At 58.6% G+C, this 25,871-nt stretch carries 29 protein-coding genes; 5 read left to right on the top strand and 24 right to left on the bottom strand.

All coding sequences use genetic code 11. From position 1 onward, the window contains the following. Window positions 1–27: 27 nt before the first annotated feature. Genes CKV99_RS09375 through CKV99_RS09385 form a run of 3 tightly spaced genes read right to left on the bottom strand, consistent with a single transcriptional unit; the run spans window position 28 to window position 2,630 of the window. Complete coding sequence (locus CKV99_RS09375; RefSeq protein ID WP_157728423.1) at window positions 28–618, bottom strand: glycosyltransferase; 591 nt, start codon at window positions 616–618, stop codon at window positions 28–30. Continuing rightward, entirely contained in the window at window positions 531–1,655 is a 1,125-nt protein-coding gene (gene pelF / locus CKV99_RS09380; protein WP_092256200.1) for a GT4 family glycosyltransferase PelF, read from the bottom strand. Before pelF ends, CKV99_RS09375 begins: the two co-directional genes overlap by 88 nt. A 33-nt stretch (window positions 1,656–1,688) precedes the next feature. Continuing rightward, window positions 1,689–2,630: a sucrase ferredoxin gene (locus tag CKV99_RS09385; RefSeq protein WP_092256202.1), complete on the bottom strand. Its 942-nt coding sequence runs from the start codon at window positions 2,628–2,630 to the stop codon at window positions 1,689–1,691. Window positions 2,631–2,792: 162 nt separating this feature from the next. Here CKV99_RS09385 and CKV99_RS09390 point away from each other — a divergent pair, with 162 nt between their 5' ends. Further along, window positions 2,793–3,344 (top strand): AMIN-like domain-containing (lipo)protein, encoded by a 552-nt coding sequence (locus CKV99_RS09390; protein WP_092256205.1) that lies wholly within the window; start codon window positions 2,793–2,795, stop codon window positions 3,342–3,344. 26 nt (window positions 3,345–3,370) lie between these two features. Here the strand turns inward: CKV99_RS09390 and CKV99_RS09395 are convergent, their stop codons facing one another. Both CKV99_RS09395 and CKV99_RS09400 read right to left on the bottom strand, forming a co-directional pair. Further along, window positions 3,371–4,933 (bottom strand): Y-family DNA polymerase, encoded by a 1,563-nt coding sequence (locus CKV99_RS09395; RefSeq protein ID WP_092256209.1) that lies wholly within the window; start codon window positions 4,931–4,933, stop codon window positions 3,371–3,373. Continuing rightward, window positions 4,934–5,629: a hypothetical protein gene (locus CKV99_RS09400; protein WP_231910004.1), complete on the bottom strand. Its 696-nt coding sequence runs from the start codon at window positions 5,627–5,629 to the stop codon at window positions 4,934–4,936. Between the two features lie 116 nt (window positions 5,630–5,745). Between CKV99_RS09400 and CKV99_RS09405 the strand changes: the two genes are divergently transcribed. Then, entirely contained in the window at window positions 5,746–6,231 is a 486-nt protein-coding gene (locus tag CKV99_RS09405; RefSeq protein WP_231910005.1) for a hypothetical protein, read from the top strand. Window positions 6,232–6,240: 9 nt separating this feature from the next. Here the strand turns inward: CKV99_RS09405 and CKV99_RS09410 are convergent, their stop codons facing one another. Both CKV99_RS09410 and CKV99_RS09415 read right to left on the bottom strand, forming a co-directional pair. Further along, entirely contained in the window at window positions 6,241–6,891 is a 651-nt protein-coding gene (locus tag CKV99_RS09410; RefSeq protein ID WP_092256780.1) for a LuxR C-terminal-related transcriptional regulator, read from the bottom strand. Window positions 6,892–6,893: 2 nt separating this feature from the next. Then, window positions 6,894–8,069 (bottom strand): ATP-binding protein, encoded by a 1,176-nt coding sequence (locus CKV99_RS09415; protein WP_169872630.1) that lies wholly within the window; start codon window positions 8,067–8,069, stop codon window positions 6,894–6,896. A gap of 111 nt (window positions 8,070–8,180) precedes the next feature. Between CKV99_RS09415 and CKV99_RS09420 the strand changes: the two genes are divergently transcribed. Then, on the top strand, window positions 8,181–9,368 hold the full coding sequence (locus tag CKV99_RS09420) for a PspC domain-containing protein (protein ID WP_092256217.1): 1,188 nt from the start codon (window positions 8,181–8,183) through the stop codon (window positions 9,366–9,368). On the opposite strand, the gene guaA is transcribed toward CKV99_RS09420, so the two are convergent. The 3 genes from guaA to guaB form a co-directional block, all read right to left on the bottom strand. Then, entirely contained in the window at window positions 9,324–10,880 is a 1,557-nt protein-coding gene (gene guaA / locus CKV99_RS09425) for a glutamine-hydrolyzing GMP synthase (protein ID WP_177178085.1), read from the bottom strand. The genes CKV99_RS09420 and guaA overlap by 45 nt on opposite strands. Window positions 10,881–10,933: 53 nt before the next feature. Continuing rightward, window positions 10,934–12,079 carry a GuaB3 family IMP dehydrogenase-related protein gene (locus CKV99_RS09430; protein ID WP_092256220.1) on the bottom strand — a complete coding sequence of 382 codons (1,146 nt, stop codon included), beginning with the start codon at window positions 12,077–12,079 and terminating at the stop codon, window positions 10,934–10,936. A gap of 66 nt (window positions 12,080–12,145) precedes the next feature. Next, the gene (gene guaB / locus CKV99_RS09435) at window positions 12,146–13,669 is read right to left on the bottom strand and encodes an IMP dehydrogenase (protein ID WP_092256223.1); all 1,524 of its coding nucleotides are present in this window, start codon (window positions 13,667–13,669) and stop codon (window positions 12,146–12,148) included. A 159-nt stretch (window positions 13,670–13,828) separates the two neighbouring features. On the opposite strand from guaB, the gene CKV99_RS09440 reads away from it, so the two are divergent. Then, window positions 13,829–14,197, top strand: coding sequence for a DUF5319 domain-containing protein (locus CKV99_RS09440; protein WP_092256226.1), 369 nt, complete (start codon window positions 13,829–13,831; stop codon window positions 14,195–14,197). Between the two features lie 49 nt (window positions 14,198–14,246). Here the strand turns inward: CKV99_RS09440 and CKV99_RS09445 are convergent, their stop codons facing one another. Together CKV99_RS09445 and CKV99_RS09450 are read right to left on the bottom strand one after the other, a co-directional pair. Continuing rightward, complete coding sequence (locus CKV99_RS09445) at window positions 14,247–15,149, bottom strand: hypothetical protein (RefSeq protein WP_177178086.1); 903 nt, start codon at window positions 15,147–15,149, stop codon at window positions 14,247–14,249. Window positions 15,150–15,152: 3 nt separating this feature from the next. After that, entirely contained in the window at window positions 15,153–15,725 is a 573-nt protein-coding gene (locus CKV99_RS09450; RefSeq protein ID WP_092256229.1) for a sigma-70 family RNA polymerase sigma factor, read from the bottom strand. Window positions 15,726–16,066: 341 nt separating this feature from the next. Here CKV99_RS09450 and CKV99_RS09455 point away from each other — a divergent pair, with 341 nt between their 5' ends. Continuing rightward, window positions 16,067–16,396, top strand: a complete 330-nt coding sequence (locus CKV99_RS09455) for a WhiB family transcriptional regulator (protein WP_092256232.1) — start codon at window positions 16,067–16,069, stop codon at window positions 16,394–16,396. Between the two features lie 79 nt (window positions 16,397–16,475). Here the strand turns inward: CKV99_RS09455 and groL are convergent, their stop codons facing one another. The 12 genes from groL to CKV99_RS09520 all read right to left on the bottom strand — a co-directional run bounded on the left by groL (window position 16,476) and on the right by CKV99_RS09520 (window position 25,834). Continuing rightward, window positions 16,476–18,095 carry a chaperonin GroEL gene (gene groL / locus CKV99_RS09460; RefSeq protein ID WP_092256234.1) on the bottom strand — a complete coding sequence of 540 codons (1,620 nt, stop codon included), beginning with the start codon at window positions 18,093–18,095 and terminating at the stop codon, window positions 16,476–16,478. A 13-nt stretch (window positions 18,096–18,108) separates the two neighbouring features. Continuing rightward, window positions 18,109–18,408 (bottom strand): co-chaperone GroES, encoded by a 300-nt coding sequence (gene groES / locus CKV99_RS09465; RefSeq protein ID WP_092256237.1) that lies wholly within the window; start codon window positions 18,406–18,408, stop codon window positions 18,109–18,111. A gap of 247 nt (window positions 18,409–18,655) precedes the next feature. Beyond that, on the bottom strand, window positions 18,656–19,711 hold the full coding sequence (gene tsaD, locus CKV99_RS09470; RefSeq protein ID WP_092256240.1) for a tRNA (adenosine(37)-N6)-threonylcarbamoyltransferase complex transferase subunit TsaD: 1,056 nt from the start codon (window positions 19,709–19,711) through the stop codon (window positions 18,656–18,658). After that, on the bottom strand, window positions 19,708–20,199 hold the full coding sequence (gene rimI, locus CKV99_RS09475) for a ribosomal protein S18-alanine N-acetyltransferase (protein ID WP_092256243.1): 492 nt from the start codon (window positions 20,197–20,199) through the stop codon (window positions 19,708–19,710). The genes tsaD and rimI overlap by 4 nt, the downstream gene beginning before the upstream one ends. After that, window positions 20,196–20,852 (bottom strand): tRNA (adenosine(37)-N6)-threonylcarbamoyltransferase complex dimerization subunit type 1 TsaB, encoded by a 657-nt coding sequence (gene tsaB / locus CKV99_RS09480; protein ID WP_092256246.1) that lies wholly within the window; start codon window positions 20,850–20,852, stop codon window positions 20,196–20,198. The genes rimI and tsaB overlap by 4 nt, the downstream gene beginning before the upstream one ends. Continuing rightward, the gene (locus CKV99_RS09485) at window positions 20,852–21,355 is read right to left on the bottom strand and encodes a hypothetical protein (protein ID WP_092256249.1); all 504 of its coding nucleotides are present in this window, start codon (window positions 21,353–21,355) and stop codon (window positions 20,852–20,854) included. The genes tsaB and CKV99_RS09485 overlap by 1 nt, the downstream gene beginning before the upstream one ends. A gap of 102 nt (window positions 21,356–21,457) precedes the next feature. Then, window positions 21,458–22,201, bottom strand: coding sequence for a class I SAM-dependent methyltransferase (locus CKV99_RS09490; RefSeq protein ID WP_092256253.1), 744 nt, complete (start codon window positions 22,199–22,201; stop codon window positions 21,458–21,460). Next, window positions 22,191–22,685, bottom strand: a complete 495-nt coding sequence (tsaE, locus tag CKV99_RS09495) for a tRNA (adenosine(37)-N6)-threonylcarbamoyltransferase complex ATPase subunit type 1 TsaE (protein ID WP_092256256.1) — start codon at window positions 22,683–22,685, stop codon at window positions 22,191–22,193. Before tsaE ends, CKV99_RS09490 begins: the two co-directional genes overlap by 11 nt. 1 nt (window position 22,686) lies before the next feature. Next, on the bottom strand, window positions 22,687–23,796 hold the full coding sequence (gene alr, locus CKV99_RS09500; protein WP_092256788.1) for an alanine racemase: 1,110 nt from the start codon (window positions 23,794–23,796) through the stop codon (window positions 22,687–22,689). A gap of 22 nt (window positions 23,797–23,818) precedes the next feature. Further along, window positions 23,819–24,472, bottom strand: a complete 654-nt coding sequence (locus CKV99_RS09505; protein WP_092256259.1) for a hypothetical protein — start codon at window positions 24,470–24,472, stop codon at window positions 23,819–23,821. 15 nt (window positions 24,473–24,487) lie between these two features. Beyond that, entirely contained in the window at window positions 24,488–25,090 is a 603-nt protein-coding gene (locus CKV99_RS09510) for a HipA domain-containing protein (RefSeq protein ID WP_143063397.1), read from the bottom strand. 456 nt (window positions 25,091–25,546) lie between these two features. Then, entirely contained in the window at window positions 25,547–25,834 is a 288-nt protein-coding gene (locus CKV99_RS09520) for a helix-turn-helix domain-containing protein (RefSeq protein WP_092256268.1), read from the bottom strand. Window positions 25,835–25,871 lie beyond the last annotated feature (37 nt).

Consider the following 25,871-nt stretch of genomic DNA (forward strand, 5'->3'; position numbering starts at 1 on the left):
CTAACTGTTCGCAATGGTCAGCACAATCTATTCACGTTTATGCACGGGACGCCGACTCTTAAAGTAACCCCCACCCAAGAGGCTGCGCTTGCGCCCCGGATACACCTCGATCGGATCACCACGACGCTGCAGTACCTCAGGCACCACCGGATCCTGCTGACGGTCGCGCATACAAAGACGCCTCTCCACCTGTGGCTGCACGGTCCCCGCCCCAAGCTCACGATACACGCTGTTATAGCGGCCCATGGCCGTCTCCATCAGGAACGCCGCCTGAACACGCTCAAACCCATTGTTGTGGAACAGGCAATACAAGGCTGGAGAATCGATCAGCTCAGTCAGCGCGTCAGCAAGTGCGGAAACGTCACCTGGTTCCACGAGGCGACCACACGCACCGATAGTGGATCTATCACCGGCTTGCACAGGCTGATTCACAGTCATCGCCATACCGCCAACCTCGGTGCCAATGATTGGCAGGCCAGCAGACATCGCCTCCAACACCACGATGGGCTGTCCCTCATTGAAGCTTGACATCAGCAGAACGTCGTACTTGTGCAGCTCCTGTGGAATATTTTGCGTACCACGGAAGCGCACCACGGACTCAAGCCCACGTGTAGCCACCAGGTCCCTGGCTTTTTCGGTGTACTCCTCGTCGTGTTCCAGTGCTGGTGAGAACCAGCAGAACGACCCGAAACTGTAGCTTCCCGCGCTTGACGCACGGGGGCAAACTTCTCCCACTCCACGCCGTTCGGCAGGATTTCCGTTTTCGTCTCATCCGCCCCAAGCGCCTGCGCTTCGCGCACCGCACCCGGATACAGGTAGTACGTCATATGGTCCGTCGCCTGGTACGCCCACAGGCTTATCGACGTCCACCACAGCAGCCAGACCCGTTCCACAGTGGTGCGGGGCAGATCGCACCAACTCGTACGGGTAACCATGAGATCCTGGCGCCTGCCAAACAACGAATTCAAAGTGTCGCGAATATGCAGGTTGTGCTCGGTCAACAGGAACTTCACATCGTATTGTCGGGCACCGCACGCAGCGACAATAGCCGCATAGCCCTGAGTGTGCGAATGGTAAACACGCGCCGGTGGCTGCACCCGGCCAGTCAACGCGTAGGCCAACGTGAAACAGTCACGCATGGTCCAGAACAATTGGCCAAGACTTGTGCCATCGCCTTTGGGCAAGTATTGCGCAGTCCGGTCTATGAAGGATGTGCTCGACAGTACCGGCCAGAGCTGCCACGAACGCGTCAGTGGGTTTATGGCATCATCATAGAGCCTCCACAGAGGCCCATCATTGTCCGCCCAGAGCGCTTGAACTGCAGAAACTATCCGAGAGGTTGCTTCTTCTGCATCAGTCTTACCCTTCGACACCAACGACAAGAACTCATCTTTGAATTCATTTAAGGAGAGGTAGATGATATCCACCCATGCCACGTTGTTCGGCATGCCGTAGATGTCTTGGCCGATGGTTGCAGAATCCCAGGAGATATGAATAATGCCGAAGGTTAAATCAGGGTTGTGCGCGATGATGTCATGCACCACCGCCGAAACCCCGCCCGTCAGAAACGGGTAGGTCGATTCCACGACGAGGGCAACATCTACACAGGGCAGGTCAATGGCGTCTGCTGGAAAACGGAAAACTGGTCCGTCCACGACACCACCAACTCCCCTGCTCCAGGTCGTTCTTCATTGTCGGTCTTCATTGTTCTCACACCCCAAAGCGTGCACAGAAACCACGTCCCAGACCTCACCTGGCTGCGGATTTTTTCCACATGAAGAAATAACCCCGTCAACTGTCCGAGTATTCAGGAGCACGCGGTAGGCCACCCCCGCCCGCGAGTCGTTCACAGTCACCGTAGCCGTTCCAGCATCAGGCTCGACCTCTTCGTCGATAATGTGCAACTGCCCATAGTTCACGTGCCTGCCGGTGCGCGCAAGCTCTTCGGCCACGGCGATCTCTGCGACCTGCGACGTAGAAGTAAGAGTTCCCCGCCCACGATTTCCCGGAATGAAGTATTCACCATTGCGTGCCGCTTCCACCATGGCAGTTGTAGCCTCGACGTTCATCCGCCCAAAACTGTAGCCCCACGGCATCAGCAGCGTCGAGGGAGCAAACCGGTGCCCCTTAGTGTGGGACGTCTCCCAAATGACATCACCATTGTCCGCACTAGGAAAACGCTGCTCCAACTCGGTCACTAGGGGGCGCCCCTTAATCGCACAGCACGCATCCCGCTTCGCGTGAGTGCACACCAGAAGCAACGGGCGGGTGCGTTCCACACCCCCACAGCGCAAAGGCGCGCTAAGATCCAAGTCCAAAATGGCCTCAGGCCCATCGACGTGCAGCACCTCAATAGTCCCATGTTCAGCGAAGACAACATAGAGGTGGTGGTTATCAATGTTGCGGCCTTCGCGCGTGGGCTGCCGAATCAACTGCAGTGTGGCGCCAGCCTCATCGAGGTGGGCTTTAAGCTTGGCAGTAAGTTCTTGCCCAAAGGTATCGCCGTCGAGCACGTCTCGGCTCCACGCTCGTGTCCATTCGAAGATGACGTAGATAGTGGCCTGCTTTGCAGAGCCCGGCAGAGGTTCAGCAGCGACATCTGAACATCGAATAGTTGTTGCCTGGGTCATAGCCCCACCCTACAAGAACCTCACCATGAACCTCACCCAAGAACAGGGCGGATACTCAAGCACTGCCAATCATGGCGTTATGTTTACAACGTTTTGGTTACCTTTTTTCATATGTGGCGGATTAATTTCACAACGCCCGCGCGGAGTAATACGGTGGTAGTGATGCGTTATCCCTCTACTCTTGCCCTGTGCGGTGTTCTAACCACCGCGCTTTTGTTGACCGCGTGTGCAGGAGAGCCGGGTTCAACCACCAAATCTGCCGACGCGACCGCACCATTGGGCGGGGTTGCACCGCTCGGCGCAGCTGATAGCGCCCCGAAGACACAACGCCCCGAAGCCCCCAATGAACTGACGGTAACCGATATCCGCGTCGGCCATCACGACAGCTTTGAGCGCGTCGTGTTTGATTTCGAAGGCACAGGCAAGCCCGGCTGGTTTATCGACTACACAGACCACGCAGTACACCCCGTCAGTGGTGAGCCACTCAGTGTGAAGGGCCAAGCTTATCTCGTGGTCAACATCGATGGGGTGAAGCCAGGCGAGCGCGCCCCGGGACTGAGCATGTCCGACGATGACGCGAACATCCCCGAAATTTACGATGCTGGCATCACCGGCAGCCGCCACCATTTCGTCATCGGGCTGCGCGAGCAAGCCCCCTTCTCGGTGGAAGTACTCTCCGACCCCATGCGCCTCGTGGTGGATATCCGGGCCTAGCTATACCTAGCTACACCTAGCTATACCTAGCTATACAGCGCCTCGATACGCCACTGCTGATTGGTCCACTGCAGCAGCCACGCGTACTGCCGATTCTTCCTGTCGTGCCGATTCCCTCCGCGCGTGGCGACGACCTGCAGACGAGCCACCCGCTGTGGGGAGGGCCCCCACCACCCCGCATCCACAGGCCACGGCCCTGCCCACCCAGTCACCGCGTAGTAGGAATCACCCCATTTCAGGGCGAAAGGGCGACTACTGAGTACAGCTTCTGCCGTGACCTGGATGCGCTGGCCCGTCTCGTCCACCATCACGATGCGCGACGCAGGGTGCGCTACACCACCTCCTAGCCTGGCCGGCAGGGGTTTCGGAATCGCACCGGGCCAGGGAGCATCAATCACCTCAGGGGCGTGGTCTCCAAACGGCACGAGTGCCACACGCTCGTCCACACCCCGGCCACCCACCAGGGCAGGTTGAAGCACCGCCTCAATCCCTAAGGTGGACTGCACCCGCTCCGCCACACGCCGGACACCATCCGACGAGCTACCATCACGCCACAACTGCCCCACCGCCTCCGGGGCGGCAAGTTCTAACGGCTCCAACACCAGCGACACAATCGCACCAGCACCCCCACCCGTTAGCCAGCCGTCAAGCTGCCAACGCACCCGGTCTGCCGTGGCAGATTCCGTCAACGCCTCCCTCGTGCGCCACACCCGCTCAAGCCGGGTCTCGTCGTCAAGCTCGGCGACCACCTTAAGGCGAACGCATGTCTGCCCCATCTTCTTCAGTTTCTCATGCAGTGCCGCGGCCAACTGGCGGGCAGCGAACGCAGCGGCGTCGACACGCTCAATAGGCTCCTCGGGGGTGATCCCCACGGCCCAGTCGGTAGTGGGCAACTCGGGGGCAACACGACGATCGGGAGCACCACGTGCAATGCGGTGACACACAACCCCTGCTTGCCCAAACCTGGTGGACACTGCCGTAGACGGCAGCGCCGCCAAATCACCGAGTGTCTGCACACCCAGCTGCGACAAGGAGCGCACAACATCCGAATCAATACCAAAACTAATCTCCGCCACCAGCACGCCGATAGGCTGAGTAGCCAAAAAATCGCTGGACTTATCGACGATCACCCCACTGCGCGCAGCAAGCACGGCGGTGGCAATCTCATCGGCTGCACCCGCCTGTGCATCGATCCCCTTACGCGCAGCAGTGTCGATGAGCATCTCCAACACTGTATCCTCACTGCCGTGAAACTTGGCTGCCGACGCCAGATCCACCAGTACCAACCCGGGACGCAGCACCTCCACCGAGGCGGCCACATCATCAAAACCTGCAGCCAGCGAGGAAAACATCCGCCCATCCCTGTCCGGGTCCGCCTCGCACACCGTCAACTGCGGGCAGACCGCCTGGGCAGCGCGCACCTTCATGCCACGGCGCACCCCACCGTGTCTGGCCTGGGCCGAGCACACCACCACGCGGTGGCGTGCTGCGATCGCGATCGGCTCGGAGAGCTGTTCACCATCAACATCACCGGCAAGGCGCGCGGCGTGTACTGGCCAATCAGGAAACCACAGTGCTGCTACACGCACTTACTTCACCACCCGCAAACTCGGTTGTGTGTGCTCGCCCGGACGTGACTGCGCTCCCACCGTGACCACGCCCGAGACCGGACGGTACCCCTTCGCCTCCGTACGCACACGCATATCCCACCCGGTAATCCGGCCACTGCCCTTGCCAATCCCACGAAACTGTGTCACCTCGGCGGAGATACTCAGGGCCGGGGAGGGGACTTTCGCCCCCACCATCACCAGTGCTGCCTGCCCAGCGCGCAACTTGCCCAACAATGGCCGGGCACGGACCGGCGACAGGTTTAGCTCCACACCAGTGCGGTATACCACCACATCCAGACCCTCCACCAAAACGGAAGCAATGTGGAGCGGATCTGTACCCGGATCCGGAACAGCAATCACACGATCACACCGCGCCACCCCGGCATAGGAAAGGTCCGGCCACCCCACCACGCCGACGTGCTGGCCCTGGCTGGTGGCCTGCTCCACCAGCTCCACCACCAGCGAGGCGGTATCACTGCAGTGGGTTACAGCCCGGCGCGGCAGGCCCCCGTGCGGCAACAGTGCCTGCAGATTCTCCCCGACGGGCACCACATCGCTATCATCAACAACGTGTGCGGGAACGTCGCCACCGATATCGGCCATGCGTAAGCGCAAAGCGGCGATCGTCTCATGGCGATCCAACCCCTCTAGCTTCCGAACACTTGTTCCCTTCACGAGTAATAGTATGGCCTCCAAGGGCGACGGGCGCAACTATTTTTTCGAACGTACTTTCTATTTTTCCGTGGACGCTTTTCGGCACGAACCTGCCCCAGTGCGGTTCCGGGGTGTTCATGGCCCTTTCATCAGTCCACTTCATCAGTCCACTTCATCAGTCCACGAACCGGCTGGTAGCGTTGGTCACCATGACGGCCTACGGCGATATGCGAGCACATGTCACACCGATCCCCACCCCCTTTGTGGTCCGCGCGGTGGGCTCACTCCTGGTGGGCGTGTCGGTGGCGGTGATGCTCAGTGGGGTTGGAATCGCCACGAAAGTAGGGATTGCCGCCACATGCGTGCTCGTCACGGTAGTGCTGGCCTTTGCCCATCCGTATCGTGGTGAGATGCGCGCTTATGCCCGCGACAAGAAGGCCGATACTTTCCCAACGGTCGGCCAAATCGTGCCACTAATGCTGTGGTGGCTAATACTCATGCTCGCACCCGTTGTCGCACCGTGGCCCGCGTTCGCTGTGGTGATCACCGGTATCGTGAGCGCAGGCCTGGCGTGGATATTATTTCCGCATGTGGATGGCACCCGCAAGCTAGCGTTTGCTTAGCGCAGGTACTTAATCAAGATCTCTGTCCGCCGCCCAGCGCGTGAGCTGATGGCGGTTGGACATTTGTGTCTTGCGCAAAATATTCGAGGCGTGAGTTTCCACCGTCTTAATGGAGATGAACAGCTCTTCTCCGATCTCTTTGTAGGTATAGCCACGCGCAAGCAGGCGCAGCACCTCCAACTCTCGGCGCGTCAACGCATCAACAACCGGGTCCTCAATCTTCTCCGGCTCACCCTCCGGGTCCTCAACGGTGCCCGCTGAGGCAAAAGCGTCCAGCACAAACCCGGCCAGGCGCGGCGAAAAGTAGGCATCACCACCATGCACACGTGCAACCGCTTCTGCAAGCTCTGCGCCATCAATATTTTTGGTCACATACCCGCGTGCACCAGCGCGGATCAGGGCAATCACATCCTCAGCCGCGTCCGAAACAGACAGCGCTAAAAACTTGGCGTCGGTCTGCGCGTTCTTAATCACGGCACGCCCACCGCCATCAGGCATGTGAACGTCGAGAAGCACAACGTCAGGGCTGGTTTCCTCGATCCCGCGCACTGCATCAGCGACTGTGCCGGCATCACCAACAATGTCTACCTTGCCCGTAAGTTCCGCACGCACGCCCGCACGAAATACAGAATGGTCATCAACCAAGAACACCTTCACCATGATCATGACATTACCGGGAGGCTGACCATAATTTCGGTTCCGGTCTCACTCGAGCGTATCGACGATCGCCCACCGGCACGCTCCATCCTGCCGATGATCGAATCACGCACCCCGTGGCGGTCCGCAGGGATCTCATCGGGATCAAAACCGGGCCCGCGGTCGCGCACAAACACACTCAACTCGCCGGCGAGATTTTCGGCATACACGTTCAACTCGTCGACACCTGCATGCTTGCCCGCATTAACCATCGCCTCACGCGCAGCCAACACAAGTGGTTCCGTAGCAGTAGTAAAATCCACATCTTCGCCCACGGTAACCACACCTATCCGCATGCCGACGAGATCCTCCACCTCACCGGCCGCCTTATTCAGCGCAGCAAACACCGTGGATGCCTGCTTCTCTTCAGCGTCAAACAGCCAGGCGCGCAACTCACGCTCCTGGCCACGGGCAAGACGTGCAACCTCGTCAGGATTATCGGCCTGCTTCTGAATCAAGGCCAAGGTCTGCAACACAGAATCATGCAAACGCGAAGCAATCTCCGTGCGCTGGTTCGCCACCGCCTCCTGCTCACGGGCCTCCACCAAGGAGTTAGTCAGGCGCATCACTAACGGAACCACCAATATGCCCACTCCAAGCAGCGTGATCGACACCGAGGCAACAGCACCAACAAAACCGCCGTCCTCCCAAAGCAACGCCATTGCCAGGACCCCCAAGAACACCAGCACCACACCCGCGATCAAGGCGATCATATTTCCGATCGAGCGATGCCCGCTATCAAATGACTGCCACGCCAATACCGCGCCCACAGCCACAATGCCTAGGGCGACCAGCACCACACCGCTCACCCCGTTCAACAAGCTCGGGGTGATAAACGCGCCAAACACACCGAGTGCTACCAACACCCAGTTGGTGGTACTCGGCCGCCGCCCATTACCGGGGATGTCGTCGTTACGCTCATTCTGCTTCGAGAACATCCATACCAGGGCATACGCCCACGCCCCCATACCCGAAGCAAAAGCGGCGACCGCGAAACCAACACGCACCCAACTCACGTCCACCCCCAAGTGCTGGGCAAGACCCGCCGCCACGCCAGCCACCACCCGGCCATTCTTCGGCCGCGAGTAACGCGGATACACCATAATAGGTTCAATCGCCACATACGGGGTTCGATTACTCATAAACCCGATTGTTCCACGAGCGCGCACAAATTAAATCGGGGTAAACCCTGACCCACAAATTCAGGGCAGATCCCGATTCAAAAACGCCACCTGGCCAGCCACACTGAAAACATGAGCACTTTCAACGACACCCTCGCCACCATCTGGGGCACACGCGCCCCACGAATCCCCAAATCCCAAGGCGGCAACGCCTACTTCGGCGGTGTCTGCGAAGGACTTGGCGCACGCTACCGCATTGACCCCACCTTGCTGCGCATCTTCTTCGCCGTCACGCACTTTGCCTGGGGAGGTTCACTGCTGGCCTACCTTATCCTCCTGCTGACCATGCCCCGGTTCGGCATGACTAAATCCCCATGGGAATGTGTCATCGCCAACAAGGCAACCCTGACCAAACCCGAGAAAAACGACCGCAACACCGGATACGTGCTGCTGACCTTCATCATCGTCTTGAGCGTCGGCCTCATCGGGGGTGTAGGAGCCGTAAGAAGCTCCGCCACCGGAATTCTTACCCTCGTGGTGATCGGTGCTGCGATTTACTTCCTCCACATGCGCACACCACAGCCACCTGAAGGCCTCCTTGCACGACCAAAGCCCCATATGGAACCCACAACCACCCCAGATGCGACAACCACCTCAACGCAGGCCGACTTCTCGTCGTTAAGCCCAGTAGAAGGCTACCCCCACCCCGACACAAGACGCACCACCCCACCCGAATGGGACCCCCTAGGTACCGCCCCACAGCTGTGGGACATTCCTGATTACCGCCCACCAGAAACGCCACAACCAGCACCGCAAACAAAGAAAAACCACCGCTGGGCCTGGGGCCTCGGCTTGCTGGCTGTGGTAGTAATTTTCTCCGCAACAGGATCTGTCAGTAGTAACAGCATCAACTTCGGTGCCCACTTCGGCGACGCCAACATCAAGGTCACCTCCGAAGACCAGCTAGACACCCTCGACATCAACAACACAGTGGGGATCATCACCCTCGACCTGTCCGCGCTACCTGCGCTTAACGACGACCACGAGGTGACCGTGAACAGCCGCATCGGTGAAGTACATGTGATCCCGCCACGCGCAGCCCGCATGGACATCACCTGCTACACACGGCTGGGCACCACCGAATGTAGCGCAGAACCGGTGACAGATGGCCCCACGAACCCATCCAAGGGCATCTACAACCCTGAGGCCACAGGCGCAAAGCTCACGTTGACGGTCCACCATGGCATCGGCAATGTCACCGTCGATACGACGAACCTACTCCCACTCGATGGTTCCGGGGGGCTTAGAAGTGATGTCTAGGACCACTCGGTTCACCTCATCCACCTCATTGGTAATCCGGGTAGAGATCACCTCAAGAGTCTCATAAGGCACACGCACCCAGTCCGCAGTCATCGCATCTTCCGAAGAGACTGGGCGCAGCACAATCGGGTGACCATAGGTACGGCCATCGCCTTGCACACCAACAGAGCGGACATCGGCAAGCAGTACCACCGGGCACTGCCAAATCGTGCCATCCAGGCCTGCGCGGGTCAGCTCCTCGCGAGCAATCGCGTCAGCCTTGCGCAGTGTGTCCAGGCGATCCTCGGTGACCTCACCGATGATGCGGATCCCCAAGCCTGGGCCTGGAAACGGCTGACGGTTCACAATCACCTCAGGCAAACCGAGTTCACGGCCCACCGCACGCACCTCGTCTTTAAACAACAGGCGCAAGGGCTCAACCAGATCAAACTCCACATCGTCCGGCAAACCGCCAACATTGTGGTGGCTCTTAATATTTGCAGTACCGGTGCCACCACCAGACTCCACCACATCCGGATACAGGGTGCCCTGCACCAGAAAGTCCACCTGCTCGCCTTCCAGCACACCAGCAACAGCGCGTTCGAACGCACGGATAAACTCTGCACCAATCGCCTTGCGCTTCGCCTCCGGCTCGGTCACCCCGGCCAACTTGTCCAGAAAAGCCTTGCGCTCATCCATGGTGACCAAACGGACATCGGTGGCTTTCACATAGTCGTTTTCTACCTGCTCACGCTCACCCTGGCGCAGCAAGCCGTGATCGACAAAAACACAGGTCAAGCGGTCACCGATGGCGCGCTGCACAATCGCCGCAGCCACAGCAGAATCCACGCCACCAGAGAGGCCACAAATCGCCTTGCCCTCGGGCCCGATCTGCTCACGCACCTGCGCAATGAGCTGCTCAGCAATATTAGCTGCGGTCCAGTCCTGCTTTAAACCCGCAATTTCAGTGAGGAAGCGGGTAAGCACCAGCTGGCCGTGCGGCGAGTGCATCACCTCCGGGTGGTACTGCACACCAGCCATCTTCTGCTCCACGTTTTCAAACGCGGCCACAGGCGCACCCAGAGTCGAAGCAGTCACCTCGAAACCCTCGGGGGCCTGAGTGACACAGTCCCCGTGGCTCATCCACACCGGGTGCTGCTGATCCAACCCCGCATGAAGCACGCCCCCAGTCGTCGTTAAGCTCGTGCGGCCATACTCACGCTGGCCCGTGTGCTCCACCGTGCCGCCAAGCGCGCGAGTCATGGCCTGGAAGCCATAACAGATGCCAAACACGGGCACGCCAAGCTCCAGGATCTCCGGGTCAAGCTGCGGGGCACCATCTTCGTGCACGGAGGCCGGGCCACCAGAAAGCACAAGGGCGACAGGATTCTTCTCCCTGACCTCCGCAACAGAAGCTGTGTGCGGGATGACCTCGGAATAAATACGGGCCTCGCGCACACGGCGGGCGATAAGTTGAGAGTACTGAGCGCCGAAATCAACGACAAGTACCGGACGAGGATTAGGTGTATTCACGCTAACAGAGTCTAGTGCACACACCACACCGCCGTTAAATGAGCGAAGCGAATTTACCGCAGCGCAAGCTCCACCTTCTGGAAGCTCTTAACATCGATATACCCGCACTTCGCCATTGCGCGTTTCAGACCACCAACCAAATTCTTCAAACCAAAAGCGTCAGCGGACGGGCCATGGAGCACCACCTCAAGCGATTCGCGCTCTTCCTCTTCGGCCGCGCGTGTAACCAACCCACGCGGGAAACGGGGGTGGCCTGCTGACGACTGCCAGTACACACCCTGGCCAGCAGCTTCAGCAGCATACGACAGCGCAGAGCCAAGCATCACGGCATCGGCGCCACAGGCGATTGCTCGGGCAATATCGCCAGACAGATTAATCTCCCCATCGGCAATGATGTGCACATAGCGGCCACCAGTCTCATCCAAGTACTCACGACGCGCAGCCGCCGCATCAGCGATCGCAGTAGCCATCGGGGTAGAAATACCCAAAGCATTATCAGAAGTGGTCTCACCCGAACCGACGATCACACCAGCAGCACCCGAACGCATCAAGTGCAACGCAGTGGAATAGTTAGTCACACCACCAGCAATAATCGGCACCTCAAGCGAACCGATGAACTCTTTCAAGTTCAACGGCTCCCCACCTTCAGTGACATGCTCCGCCGAAATCAACGTACCCTGGATAAAGATGATCTCCGCACCAGCCTTCGCCACCACAGGAGCAAGCACGCGAGCATTCTGGGGACTCACCCGCACAGCCACAGTGGCACCAGAATCACGAATCTGCGCGATACGCTCCGCCAACAGATCCTGATCCACCGGTGCGGAGTGCAGCTCCTGTAATGCGCGCGTTGCAGCCTGGTAGGAATCCCCACCGAGAAAAACATCATCAACCCCGCCCGCAGCGGAAATAACCTTACCCAAAGCAGCCTCAACATCGGCGTGGCGGCCAAACAGGCCCTCCGCGTTCAACACCGCCAGGCCACCCTGCTTATCCATCTCGATGGCAAACTCAGGGCTCACCACCGCATCAGTTGGGTGCGCCACAAACGGCAGGTTGAAGGAATACGCATCAATATTCCAGGTGGTGTCCACGTCCTTCGACGAACGGGTTCGCCGCGACGGCACCAACGCTACTTGTCCCAGATGATAAGTTTTGCGGGCCTCGCGCCCAATTCCGATTTCAACGTACTCACGCATACGCCTGATTCTACGACAGCACCCCCACCGTTGAGACCGGCAGGGGTGATCGTCGAAAAGCGAAAACTAACCGCGGTAGTTCGGTGCCTCCACCGTCTGCTGAATATCATGCGGGTGCGACTCACGCAGACCAGCCGCGGTGATCTGGACGAACTTCTTCGTCTGCAACTCCTCAATAGTGGAAGAACCGGTATAGCCCATGGCCGCGCGCAAACCACCAATGATCTGGTGGGTGATCTTGTCGAGCTCGCCACGATACGGCACCCGGCCCTCAATACCCTCTGGCACCAGCTTCTCCTCGCTAGTCACATCGGCCTGGAAATAACGGTCCTTAGAATAAGACCGCTTCTCACCCGACAGTCCACGGCCCTGCATCGCACCCATGGAACCCATACCACGGTAGCGCTTGTACTGCTTGCCGCCCACCACAACGATATCACCGGGAGCCTCAGCAGTACCTGCCAACATGGACCCCAGCATCACGGTCGACGCGCCAGCGGCAATCGCCTTCGCCACATCGCCAGAGTGCTGCATGCCACCATCAGCGATGATCGGCACGCCCGCCTTATGCGCAGGCACTGACGCCTCCAAGATCGAGGTGATCTGCGGCGCACCCACACCTGCCACCACACGGGTAGTGCAGATAGAACCTGGGCCGATACCCACCTTGATCGCGTCTGCACCAGCATCGACCATGGCCTGGGCGGCCTCACGAGTAGCAAGATTGCCACCGATGATCTGAGCCTGAGAGCCAAAGTCCTTCTTCACGCGCTCCACCATCTCCAGCACGCGGTTGTTGTGGGCGTGAGCGGAATCAACCACCAAGGCGTCCACGCCAGCGTCGACAAGCAAACCCGCGCGGTTATAAGAATCCTCGCCAGTGCCGATGCCCGCAGCAACCAGCAGGCGACCACTGCCATCCTTAGACGCATTAGGGAACTGCTCGGTCTTCACAAAGTCCTTCACCGTGATCAGACCAGTCAACTTACCTGCCTCATCCACAATGGGAAGCTTCTCCACCTTGTTGGCGCTGAGCAGCTCCAACGCCTGGCTTTTAGACACACCATCCTGCGCCACCACCAACGGCATCTTGGTCATAACCTCGGAGACCTTCCGGTCAAAGTCACGCTCAAAGCGCATATCGCGGTTAGTGATGATGCCCACCAGCTCGCCGTCTTTTTCGATCACAGGCAGTCCCGAAATACGGAAACGCGCGCACAGCTCATCAACCTCATTCAAGGTCATGTCTGGGCGCGCGGTAACAGGATCAGTGACCATGCCGGACTCGGAACGCTTCACGATATCTACCTGCTCGGCCTGCTCCTCCGAGGACAAGTTGCGGTGCAACACGCCAATACCACCCTGGCGCGCCATGGCAATCGCCATCCGGGCCTCTGTGACAGTGTCCATCGCAGCGGACGCGATCGGCAGTCCCAAACGCAGCTCACGCGTCAGCTGCGACGAGGTGTCCACTTCGCCGGGAACGATGTGAGACTCTGCAGGCAACAGGAGCACATCGTCGAAAGTCAGGCCCCGAAGAGCAATCTTGCTGGGATCGTCTCCGCCAGTAAATACGTGTTCATCGGACATGACGTGTAGAACTCCTTCGCGCACACCTACAATTGAATTTCTACACATCATAGTGCCTATCTCAACAACATTCCTAGCCGGAACACGTAGGACGTGACGTAGAGTAGGAACAGTAGCCAAAAATTGCTCCAGCCCACATCAAACAATAGGGTGACCAGTGTGAATTTCGACTCGATGATGCCCCGCGACCCATTCGCCGACGACCCCAACGATCCCGCATCGTTTTTGGAGGAGGAGCACATAGAACCGCTTTCCGACGAAGAACGCGTCGCACTCCTCCAAGACTTAGGCCATGTGCGCGAATGCAAGCGCGTGCTCCGTCCACGCGGAATTGTGGGCATCTACTTCTTGTGCGAAGACTGCGAAATCCTCCACTTCTACGACTGGGACATTATGGAAACCAACATGGTAGCCTCCCTAGCCGGAGAGGTTCCCCCAGTACATGAGCCGATTATGGACCCAGACCCCAACGCGTACGTTCCCTGGGATTACGCACTGGGGTTCTTAGACGGGTTGGATGCCCGCTAGGCTTGCGCCCGCAGTACCTACCTGGTTCGCGTTAGTAGCCCGGTTTACGTTAGTAGCCCTGCGGGCCCTGCAAATTCGCAGTGCCTTCATGCGCGACGCTAACCCCTGGAGCAGGTGCTGGCACCTCAGGTTCTGCTGGCGCGGTACCAGTGCCTTGGCCTTGTCCTTGTCCTTGTCCTTGTTCAGCCGGCAGCGGGTTCTGCCGTGCAGGCGCCGTTACCGTCACGGTGGCAACCCGGGTCTCAGTGACAGTGTTGGGTGCCGAGTTCGCTGTGTCACCATCTGCGGTTTCCGGTGCGACAGAAGTGACCGTTGCAGTAGCTACTGGTTCCGCAGCTGGCACTTCCGGTTCATCTGCTGGCACCTCCACAGTTTCCGTCTGGGTGACAGTCACGGTAGGGCGAGGCGACGGGCTGGTATCCGACGGCTTCGTATCTGCAGGATCTTTAATCCCGCTGACAATCAAACGCGCCTGCCCTAACAGCTCGCGGGTACTTTCGATATCACCGTTGTCAGCTGCAACCTGCATGTCTTCCAAAGTGCTGGCGAGCTCTACAACGGCGGTACGGTCACCAAAGACAGCAGTGGACACATTCCACAGGGGCGATCCTGGGGTGGCGTTGTACAACGCTGCGCCAGAACCTGCCACAACAACAGTTGCTGCTGCTGCGCCCACTAAACCTGCGATCCACTGGTTGGCAGACCGCCGGCTACGTCGCTTACCCAAGGAAATAACTGCCGATTCTTCATCTGCGCCTTCGACAACGGGCGCCGGTGGCATCTGCCGTTCTACATCCTCGCGCAGTTCCAAAAGTAAGGCTGCAAGATCATCAGTTCCATCAGATGGGTCAACCCCCTCCGACAGAGACGTGAGGAATGCATCATCGTCGACAAGCGGCTGCAGCTTGGCGGTGATGTCCACCGGCTGCTTGTCTCCCTTATGACGTGCCATAATCTACGCCTCTTCTCCTTGCTCCAACTGTTTGCGCAGAGTGGCAAGGGCCCTGTGCTGCGCGACGCGCACCGCTCCGGCCGTACTTCCCACGACCTCAGCCGTCTCCTCTGCGGATAACCCAACGAACACCCGTAAAATCACAATGTCGCGAGCCTTATCACTTAATGAATCGAGTAAAGAGCGCACTCTGTTACTTCCATCGCTGACCAGCGCATACTCTTCGGGAGTCTCGCCATCATGAGTGCTGTCAGGGACATCTTCGGTGGGGTTGGTCTTGTCTCGAGCCATCAAGCGATGGGCATCTGCCACTTTGTTAAAGGCGATTCCGTAGACGAAGGCCATGAACGGTTTACCGCGGTCAACATATCGGTCGATGGATTGCGAAACCGCCAGACATACCTCCTGCGCCGTGTCCTCCGCGGTCGGGGTTCGCCCACCGCCGATGCGGGCGCGACAGTAACGCAGCACCATGGGGTAGACGATGCGAATGACATCTTGCAGTGCGCGCCGATCACCAGCAGCAGCGAGCGGTACCAGCTCCGCTAACTGCGCATCAGTGTCGTTCTCAGCCACAGCATTCCTTAAAGTTAGATTCCTTTAACTGGGTAATGAGTGTACCCAATCGACGGCCCCGGACCGAGTCGAATTGGCACATCCGTATCAAATAACACATTTCTTACAGGCAGAAAAGAATTCACCTAGCTTTAACCTTGGTGATCATCGCAGCTCCTGACCCTATTTTTAGGACCTAAGATGATATGGTCTAGCAAGAAGTCACCTGCCGTCAACCATCTGTTAACCATGGGGTACCACACTTCTTCATGTACCGCAGGGTGACAGCGTGCACACAGCTGGCTGTACACTCCCTATCTGAATACTTGGTACATACTTGGCACTTTTAAGGAGTTTCACAAATGTCTCAGCCACAGCAGCTCCCAGGACCTAATGCAGACTTCTGGGATTGGCAGTTGCATGGCGCCTGCCGTGGAGAGGCGTCCGAGGTGTTCTACCACCCAGACGGCGAGCGGGGTCGAGCTCGCGCCCAGCGCGAGAATCGCGCGAAAGCCATCTGCTACACGTGCCCGGTTTTGAAGCAGTGCCGCGAGCACGCTCTCCACGTCGCTGAGCCATACGGCATTTGGGGTGGGATGAGCGAGTCTGAGCGCCAAAATCTGCTGCGCACCCGTCGCCCACGCAAACAGCGGGTAAAGAAGACCGTGGTGGCCCCTGCTAGTGTGAAGTAAAAAACACGCTTGACGACGAAAAACTCCCGGGTTCCAACGGAACTGGAACCCGGGAGATTTCTGTGTGGCTTAGGGGTTGCTAGTGGTGGTGGCCGTGTGCACCGGCGGCTGGAGCCTCCGGGTCAGCTGGCTTTTCCACTACGGAAGCCTCAGTGGTCAGTACCATGCGGGCCACTGATGACGCGTTGACCACTGCGGAGTGGGTTACCTTGACAGGGTCAATGATGCCCTGTTCGATCAGGTTGCCATACTCCATGGTGGCGGCGTTGAAGCCTTCCCCATTGGGCAGTTTCGCGGTCTTGGACACCACAACTGCGCCATCCAGGCCTGCGTTTTCAGCGATCCAGAATGCTGGCTTGGTCAGGGCCTTGGCCACTGCTAGCACACCAACCTTCTGTTCTGCGTCGAACTCTTCAGCGTAGTCTCGCAAAGTCGTGGAGATCTGCACCAGCGTGGAACCGCCACCGGCGATGATGCCTTCCTGGACGGCAGCACGAGCAGCGTTGATAGCGTCCTCGACGCGCAGCTTGCGTTCGTTTACCTCGGTTTCGGTAGCGGCACCCACGCGGATCACAGCGACACCGCCGGACAACTTGGCCAAGCGCTCCTCAGCCTTTTCCTTATCCCAGGTGGAGTCAGTGGTTTCAATTTCGCGGCGGATCTGTTCGCGGCGTGCTTCCACGTCGTCGGCAGAGCCAGCGCCGTCAACGATGACTGTGTCATCCTTGGTGACGGTGACGCGGCGGGCGGAGCCCAGCACGTCGAGTCCTGCATCCTTCAAGTTGATGCCCACCTCTGGGTCAACAACCGTCGCGGAGGTCACCACTGCCAAGTCATCCATGAACGCCTTGCGACGCTCACCGAAGTATGGCGCCTTCACCGCAACAACCTTCAGCGCCTTGCGGATCGAGTTGACCACGAGTGTCTGCAGCGGTTCACCCTCGACATCCTCGGCGATGATCAGCAGTGGTTTATTGTCAGCGACGATTTTCTCCAGCAGTGGGAGGAAATCAGGCAGCGAGGAGATCTTGTTGCGCACCAAGAGGATTGCTGGATCATCCAGGACAGCCTGGCCAGATTCGGCATCCGTCATGAAGTACGGAGACAGGTAGCCCTTCTCGAAGGAAATACCCTCGGTGACATCCACGTAAGAGTCGATAGACTGGGATTCCTCAACGGTAAGAACACCGTCTTTGCCCACCTTATCCATTGCGCCGGACACCATCTCTCCGACAACGTTATCACGGGACGACACGGTAGCAACATTGGCAATCTCCTCCTTGGAAGAGACAGCAGTTGCACGAGCCTTGAGCTCTTCAACAGCCTTCTCAGTGGCTGCCAGGATACCCTTGTTCAGTTCCACTGGGTTCGAGCCGGCCGCCACGTTGCGCAGGCCTTCAGCGATGAGTGCTTGAGCCAGCAGCGTTGCGGTGGTGGTGCCGTCGCCTGCAGTGTCATTAGTCTTGACTGCAACAGACTTCACAAGCTGGGCGCCGAGGTTCTCGAATGGGTCTTCCACATCGATGTCACGTGCGATGGTCACACCATCGTTGGTGACGGTGGGGCCACCAAAAGCCTTGGACAGAACCACATTGCGGCCCTTGGGGCCAAGGGTGACCTTCACAGTATCAGCGAGCTGGTCCACACCTCGCTGAATGCCCTCACGGGCTTCTTGGTCGAATGCTAAAAGTTTTGCCATGTGGTTTTACCTCTTACTTTTCGACGATCGCGAGCAGGTCGCGAGCCGAAAGCAGGAGGTACTCTTCACCGTTGTACTTCAGCTCGGTGCCACCGTACTTGGAGAAGATGACGGTGTCGCCCTCCTTGACGTCGACAGGAGTCTTGTTGCCCTTGTCGTCGGTACGGCCTGGGCCGACAGCGATCACAGTTGCTTCCTGTGGCTTCTCCTGAGCAGAATCAGGGATGACCAGACCGGACGCCGTCGTGGTCTCAGCTTCGACGATCTGAACCAGGACCTTATCCTCGAGTGGCTTAATGTTGACGTTTGCCATGTTGAAACCTTCCAATTCAAAAATTGTTCTTGTGCTGGTTGGTTGTGACCGGCACAGCCGTCGTCGCGGGTGAACAACTGTGTTCCAAACAACCTGATTAGCACTCTACCCACGCGAGTGCTAAGTCTCAACATGAGGGGGGACCTTTAACCCAAAACAGCCCGACCCTACTCCTGGATAGTACCCATTCCTCATTATCTTCACGGTAGTTCCGCACCGCTCGGTTCTCTTTCGCTTGGGGCGCGTACTAACCACCCACAACCAGCGGAACTTCAACCTCCAGCGAAGGATCCGTTCCCACCTCAAAGCCAGATTCCGGGGCACCTTCGTGAATCAGCTGCGCTGCAAGCGCCGCAATCATCACGCCATTATCAGTACACAACGCCAAACGTGGCACGCGCAGTTCAATGCCGTGGGTGTGGCAACGTTCCTGCGCCAACTCACGCAGCCGTGAGTTCGCCACTACTCCCCCGCCCAGCAGCAGGGTCGTCACACCGGTGTCTTCACACGCCCGCAGGGCCTTCGCCGTGAGCACATCAGCCACAGCTTCCTGGAAAGAGGCGCAGACATCCTCGACGGAGATGACGTCCCCGTCACGCTCTGCACGTTCCACATAACGCGCCACCGATGTTTTCAACCCTGAGAACGAAAAGTCATGTCGATGCGGCCCGCGTAAATCCTGCGGACGCGACAATCCGCGAGGGAAATTGATCGCCTTCGGGTTCCCTCGCTGCGCGACCTTATCTATAACAGGCCCACCCGGATACCCCAACCCGAGCAAACGGGACACCTTGTCATAGGCTTCACCGGCTGCGTCGTCAAGCGTAGAGCCCAGCTCCTTCATTGGCTTTCCCACCGCCTCCACCTCGAGTAGTTGCGTGTGCCCACCAGAAACAAGCAACGCCACCGAATGCGGCAACTCCTCGGCACCGTCGAGGTGAGCCACCGCTACGTGCCCACCGAGATGGTTCACACCGTAGAACGGCACACCCCACGCCGCAGCATAGGCCTTGGCGGCAGACGCACCCACCAATAGCGCGCCCGCGAGTCCTGGGCCCACTGTGGCAGCAACGGCATCGGGCTTATCGACGCCTGCCTCACGCAACGCTTGCTCCATAACCTGGGGCATGGCCTCCAAGTGGGCTCGCGAGGCGATCTCCGGAACCACACCACCGAAGCGGGCATGCTCCTGCATGGAGGACGCCACCGCATCTGCTTTGATTTCCATGGAGCCGTCGTCGGCAAGCTCGATGATTCCTACGCCGGTTTCGTCGCAGGAAGACTCGATGCCCAGGATGATCACGCATTTTCCCTTTCGCTATTTCTGTCACTCAAAGCAGGCCGTTTCATCGTGTACGCATCAGCCCCCGACGGCTGATAATAATGGCGTCGCACACCCAACCGATAAAAATCGAACGCCTCGTACAAAGCAATCGCGGCCGCATTATCGGTGCGCACTTCAAGGAACATTTCGCCGTCATACATGTCGGCCACGTGGGTGATCTGCTCCATCAGCATTCGGCCGACGCCCTTTCGCTGATGCTCCACAGCCACCCCAATGGTGTGAACCTCAAACTCGGGATCGTCGTGCGGCCCCAGCTTCGCGATGCCGGCATAACCCATCACGCTCCCGTCGTTTTCGCCGTCGAACGCCCCGACGTAGAAGGTGTGCGGGTGAGCAAACTCAACGAGAAAGATATCCCTGCTCCATGGGTTGTCGCCGGAGAATAAAACGGCCTCGATTTCAGCCACGCGGGTGGCATCGGCGGGCGTTAATTCACGCAGGATCATAACTGGACCTCGGGGATTGCTGGAGATTTCGGCGTGGGTGCCGGCACTTTCGCGTCAGGTCGGCGCAAGTACAGCGGTTCCAGCGGCTCTGGGTCTGCGTCCAAGTCCGCCACAGCAACAAGGGCCGCGGCTGTGGGCGCCTTGTGCACGATCCGGGACGCACTGACCTGGAGTGAGTCGGCTAGGTGTTCGGGCACGCTGATGAGATCGACTTCCCCTTTAATGGAGAGCTCAGCCGGGGCCACCACACCGGGTCCGGCACTGCGCCCGGCTTCGTCGTAAAGCGCCCAGTAGATCTCTCGGCGGCGGGCATCGGTGACCACGAGCAAGCGGCGGGCGTTGAGGCTCTTGGCTATCGCATCATGCGTCACCACACCGTGGACCGGGATGCCCAGTGCCTGCCCAAACGCGCTGGCAGTAGACATGCCAACGCGCAGGCCGGTAAAAGGTCCGGGTCCACAGCCCACCACGATGGCGCCGAGATCAGCAAAAGTCAGCCCGGCACGCCGCAGCAAGGATTGCACGGTGGGGACAAGCAGCTCGTTGTGTTGTCGCGTATCGACGAGCACTTCGTCGAACGTCTCACCCGTGGAAGTATGAACAAGCCCGGTGACCAGGTCAGGTGTTGCAGTATCGAGGGCCAGAACCCACATTACTGCCGGACTCCCAAATGCCACACGCCCTGGTCTTTGTAGAATGGCAGCGATGCCTCGGTCGGTGCAAACTGGTCATTAATCAGGCCACACAGGTTCACGGCGTCGGCTTCCACCGCGTCAATGTGGACGGGGGCGAGCTCGCCGGTCTGCAGGTCAGTCTGGATGTTTTCGTCGTAGATCACCACGTAGTTGTGTTCGCCGTCAAGGTTGACCTCGCTGGCGCGCGAGCCCAGCTTTTGATCCACCAATTCCTGAGGCTCCTCGTGGCACACCGTGGTGTAGTACTTACCCTCGCCGTAAATGTGGGCGAAACTGATGACCTGGCCGTCCACGGCACCGCCTTGAGCAGTAGTGATCTCGGACAGGGTGCGCTGCAGGGAGTTGTTGGGCGCGCTGATGGCATTGCCTTTGGGCGCGAGGAATATCAAGGCGACAAGCGCGATGATCCACAGTGCGATGACAATTCCGAACCAACCTTTATCTTTGCTCGTGAGATTCATAGCCACGATACTACCGCCAACTGCCCCAGCAACAAGAATAAGACCTGGCTAGACGCACTCTTTCCAGTTACGGGTTTATTGCTTAATAGTCCAGCAGATCGCCTATTGCGCTAGCTTCCCGGCCCGAACCGCAACTGGCCAGCGCACATCCAGCCGCCTACTACCCCACATATAACGCAGGTTGTCGCCCAGCTCATCGAGCAAGTCACCGGAGCCTTGGGCTTGCGCGCTTTTCGACGCCGACCACGTCCCGATATAACTTAAGAAATCTTCTACACCCATGGTTTTGATGATGTCGGGGCATTCCACCTTGATCTGTTTGAACGGGAATGGCAGGTTCCGTAGCCCCGTTTCTACATGCACGCGCCGCGCATCCCAGAACTTGTGGAACTCACCTTGGTAGAACTCTTGGTAGATGCGGTCTACTTCGGGGTCATCGATCATGCACAGCCCGTAACTAACTAGCGCAATCACAGCCCCTGGAGCAGCCACCCGGCGTGCCTCGGCATAAAACTCGTCTACATCAATCCAGTGCGCCGACTGCGCGGCGGTCACCAGGTTTATGGACTTGTCTTCCAGCGGCAGGTTCGACGCCTCGGCCACCATATACGCGGCGTTGCCGGCGGCAGCACCCACCTGGGACGCCGAGATGTCCATGCCCACTACGGTGTCGAAGGAATCGGTCAGCATTTCGGTGAGCTGGCCGGTGCCGCAGCCGACGTCCAGCGCACAGCTGGTGTCGTCGACAAGCCCTGCGAGCAAACCGGGCAGCTTGTCTGGGTAGGTGGGCCGAAACTTGGCGTAGTCTTCGCCCCAGTTGAAGGTGGTTTTGTTGCTAGCGGGCATGGTGGAACCTCCACGAAATAATGCGCCCCTCGGATTCGGGGTCGTTGCGTACCAGTGTCTCACGATCAAGAGTGACCAGCAGGTAATCCTGAGCTAGCTTGTCCACGAGACCCGCACCCCATTCTGCGACCACCACAGAATCCTCCAGCGCGGTGTCTAGGTCAAGTGCATCTAACTCACCCAATGGGTCGCCGGAACCAGACTCATCAATCAGCCTGTAGGCGTCCATGTGGATCAAGTTGGGCCCGCCGACGGTGCTTGGGTGTTCGCGTGCGATGACAAAGGTGGGGCTAGTCACCCGGACTTTGACCTGCATACCACGCGCAATGCCCTGGGCAAGGGTGGTTTTTCCGGCACCGAGGGGCCCATCCAGGATCACCACGTCACCGGCTTCGAGTGCCTTGCCAAGTTCTTCGCCTAGCGCATGCGTGTCGGTGAACTCCTCGCACTGCCTGCTGCCTTCATGGGGGAAGGTATTGCGCATTTTAGGCCTCCTTTTCAGGCTTGCTGTCGGCGTCGATGTACTCGCGTTGGTTGCGCCCGGTGGGGCGACACACCACTTCATAGTTGATGGTGCCAGCGCGGTCTGCAAGTTCCGTGGCGCTCACACCGCCCGGCCCGAAGATGATGGCCTCATCCCCGACACTCACCGGCGACGCTGGCGCGTCGCCGGTGGCTCCGAGCCACACGACGAATTGGTCCATGCACACCCTTCCTACCTGCGGGTAGCGCACCCCACCGATGGTGACCTCGATGGCGTCTTGCCAGTTCCGCGGCAGCCCATCGGCATACCCTGCGGGAATCACGGCGGTATAGCCGTCGGCGGGTGCGCGCCAGGTCAGCCCATAGCTGGTCCCCTCCCCTTTCACAATTGGTTTGACCGCGGCAACCTCGGCGCGCCACGTCATCGCAGGTTTCAGGCCGTGGTCCGCACCAAAAATTGGCTCCAACCCATACAGTGCAACACCTGGGCGCACCTGGTCGAAATACAGATCAGGCCTAGTCAGGGTTGCTGGAGAGTTGGCCAGGTGGTTCGTCGGCAAGCTCAAACCCGCAGCACGGCCTTGAGCGATCGCGCGGCGGAAGGTATTTGCTTGCTCGTTGGTAAACGGGTCAGCCGGCTCATCGGCGCACGCGAGGTGTGACATCAGGCCCTCCACGCGAAGGTGTGAAGCACCTGCAGCCAGCTCAAACGCTTCGGCCCACTCGGCCTGGTCGATCCCATTGCGGTTCATGCCCGTCTCCACCATCAGGTACACGGTGCGCTCAGTTGGGTCAGCTACCAGCCTGCGCAGATGCCCCACCGTGGGCACGCCCACCTGGATTCCGGCGGGGATATCGTCGTTAAGCGACCAAATCCAGGCCAGCACAGGCTTGCCGGTGAGCTTTCGCACCGCGTGGGCCTCCGCAAACGTGGCCACACCAAAACTGTCCGCACCGTTCGCTTCCATGACGGGCACAACGCGCGCGCTGCCATGGTTATAGCCGTCAGCCTTCACCACACACATCAGCTGTGCAGGTGCAACCATGTCTTTGATCAGTCGCGTATTGTGCGCGATGGCAGACAGGTCAATGCGGGTGGACAGCAAACTCATGGTCTCCATTCTTACATCCTGGCTATGCCAAGTGCGCGACACCCAGCCCGATCAGCATCAATGCCACAGCCCACGACGCAATCAGGGACAACCGCTCCGGGTCATTTCGTGCCTTTTCAAAAAGCTTTCCGACGACCGACTGCGGCCTCTGGCGCACCACCCACACAAGAATGGCGGTGACCGTCGGCAAGCTCAACGCCACCGTGGCGTACAAAATGAGGAAGATATAGCGCGACGCAACCTCCTCGGCAGCCAGGATAGCCAGGCCGAAGTAGAACGGGGCGGACGTGGCGGACTGGATCACTCCGAGAGCAAACCCCATCAGCACCGTCTTCGGCCCGGCATCGCGCAGCGGGGCCATGATGAACTCCACAAGCTTGGAGTTATCGCCGCCTTTCAGCGCCATCAGCCCCACGATCAAGCCGGTGCCGATGAGAATCCAGCCGAAAATCGGGCCGTCTAGGAAAGCCTGAATGTGGTGACGCACCTGATCAAACAGTAAAAGGACCGGCAGGGACAGCGCTGCCACTCCCAACCAGTCACCAGCAATGAGCAAGCTGGTGATCTTTGCGTATTTGCCACGGATCTGCGGAGTTGCGATGCCAACAGCCACGATCACCGCGATGAGAAGCAGGTTGATCGAGTCAATGAGTGCGAATTGCAGCGCTGCGAGCATAGGGGCAAGGGTACTCTACTGCTCCACAGATTCCAGCTCCCAGTGTTCAGCCGCTGCAATAATTTCCTCCACGATCTGTTTGGCCCGTAAAGTGGTCAGTCCACATTCTTCCGCCAGCGGATGTAGCGCATGAACTTCCTCAGGAAACTGTGCTGCACCAACTATGGAAGTTGCACGCCGAGCATGAAGCTGTGGGTTCGGGTTAACATCAAAAGCTGGGCTGAGAAACCAGTGCTCTTTCCTGGAAAGAAAAGCATGGTTGCGCAGATGATCGTCAGTGTTCCCAAGGACTACGTTGAGCGTGGCACGACGAAATAGTTCTTCAAGATCTCCCTCAATATCACCAGAAATATGTCTTATTGCATCGACAATATCCAGGTAGTCAGCGGCCTCCCCGTCACGCTTTCCTGTTGCAGTCATCGCACTGATAAATGAGATCCGTTGGCCGTGCTGGCCCCGGTCAAATCGCTGCAGGACTAGCACTGTTGTGTCCCCGACCGTGATGGTCTGCGCTTCAGCAACTCGCGCCCCCGCCAAACGGTAACTTTCCAAAGCGTGATACTCCCAGTTCATCACATCCCATTGGTCACTAGCATGAGGAAACTTAGCTATTCCCAAGCGGCCATTTTCTAAAGTAACGGCTGCTTTGGGGCGTGCACCACCCAAGCTTGATGATCCCGCATTAAGCAGATCCTTGACCGCTTGGTGCGCTGCACCTTTTTCACCATGCGCACCTTAATCCAGCTGTTCGGAGACTACGCGCTCGCTGGCGCGTAGCAGTCGCGGCAGTGCCAAGAGAGGAGGTATTCCTAGGGTATTTGCCGCAAGGAAAGAGGCCCCACCATCTGTCTGGTGCAGCATCAGAAAAAGCAGGAAGAATCCCACTGGTAATGGCCTGGGAACCCGACACTAATGACAAAGCCCCAGGGTCAATATTGACCCCACCACCTGCCAAATAATCCATGTCATAAGCGAACACAGTAGAAACCCGACCACGCTTACGGGTGAAAAAAGCCCGGCCAACACGCTCCGGATCAGCTTCATCACCGAGGAAAACATCAATTGTGTCCATGGCTACCGGACCCGTTTCCTAGTCAGCCGGTGCGCACGCAGGCGACCAAGATCAGTACCTAAAGGGTCCGTTGCCTCAACAACACGGTCCAGCACACCCAAGGCACGCATTACCTGCCACACGCTTTCAGAACTGACACTGGAATCTCCCTGCTCAATTTTTCGCAATGTGTCCCGCGAAATCCCAGCACGTTGGCACACCTGCTGCGCAGAAAGAGACAAGACCATTCTCCACTGGCGAATATGTTCGCCAATGTCTTCCACTTCATTGTGAATTCGGTACGCGGACATAATGGCTACTATCTTAGGCGCAACCTCCTTTAAAGGC

Source organism: Corynebacterium cystitidis (assembly GCF_900187295.1).
In the GTDB taxonomy this organism is placed as follows: Bacteria; Actinomycetota; Actinomycetes; order Mycobacteriales; family Mycobacteriaceae; genus Corynebacterium; species Corynebacterium cystitidis.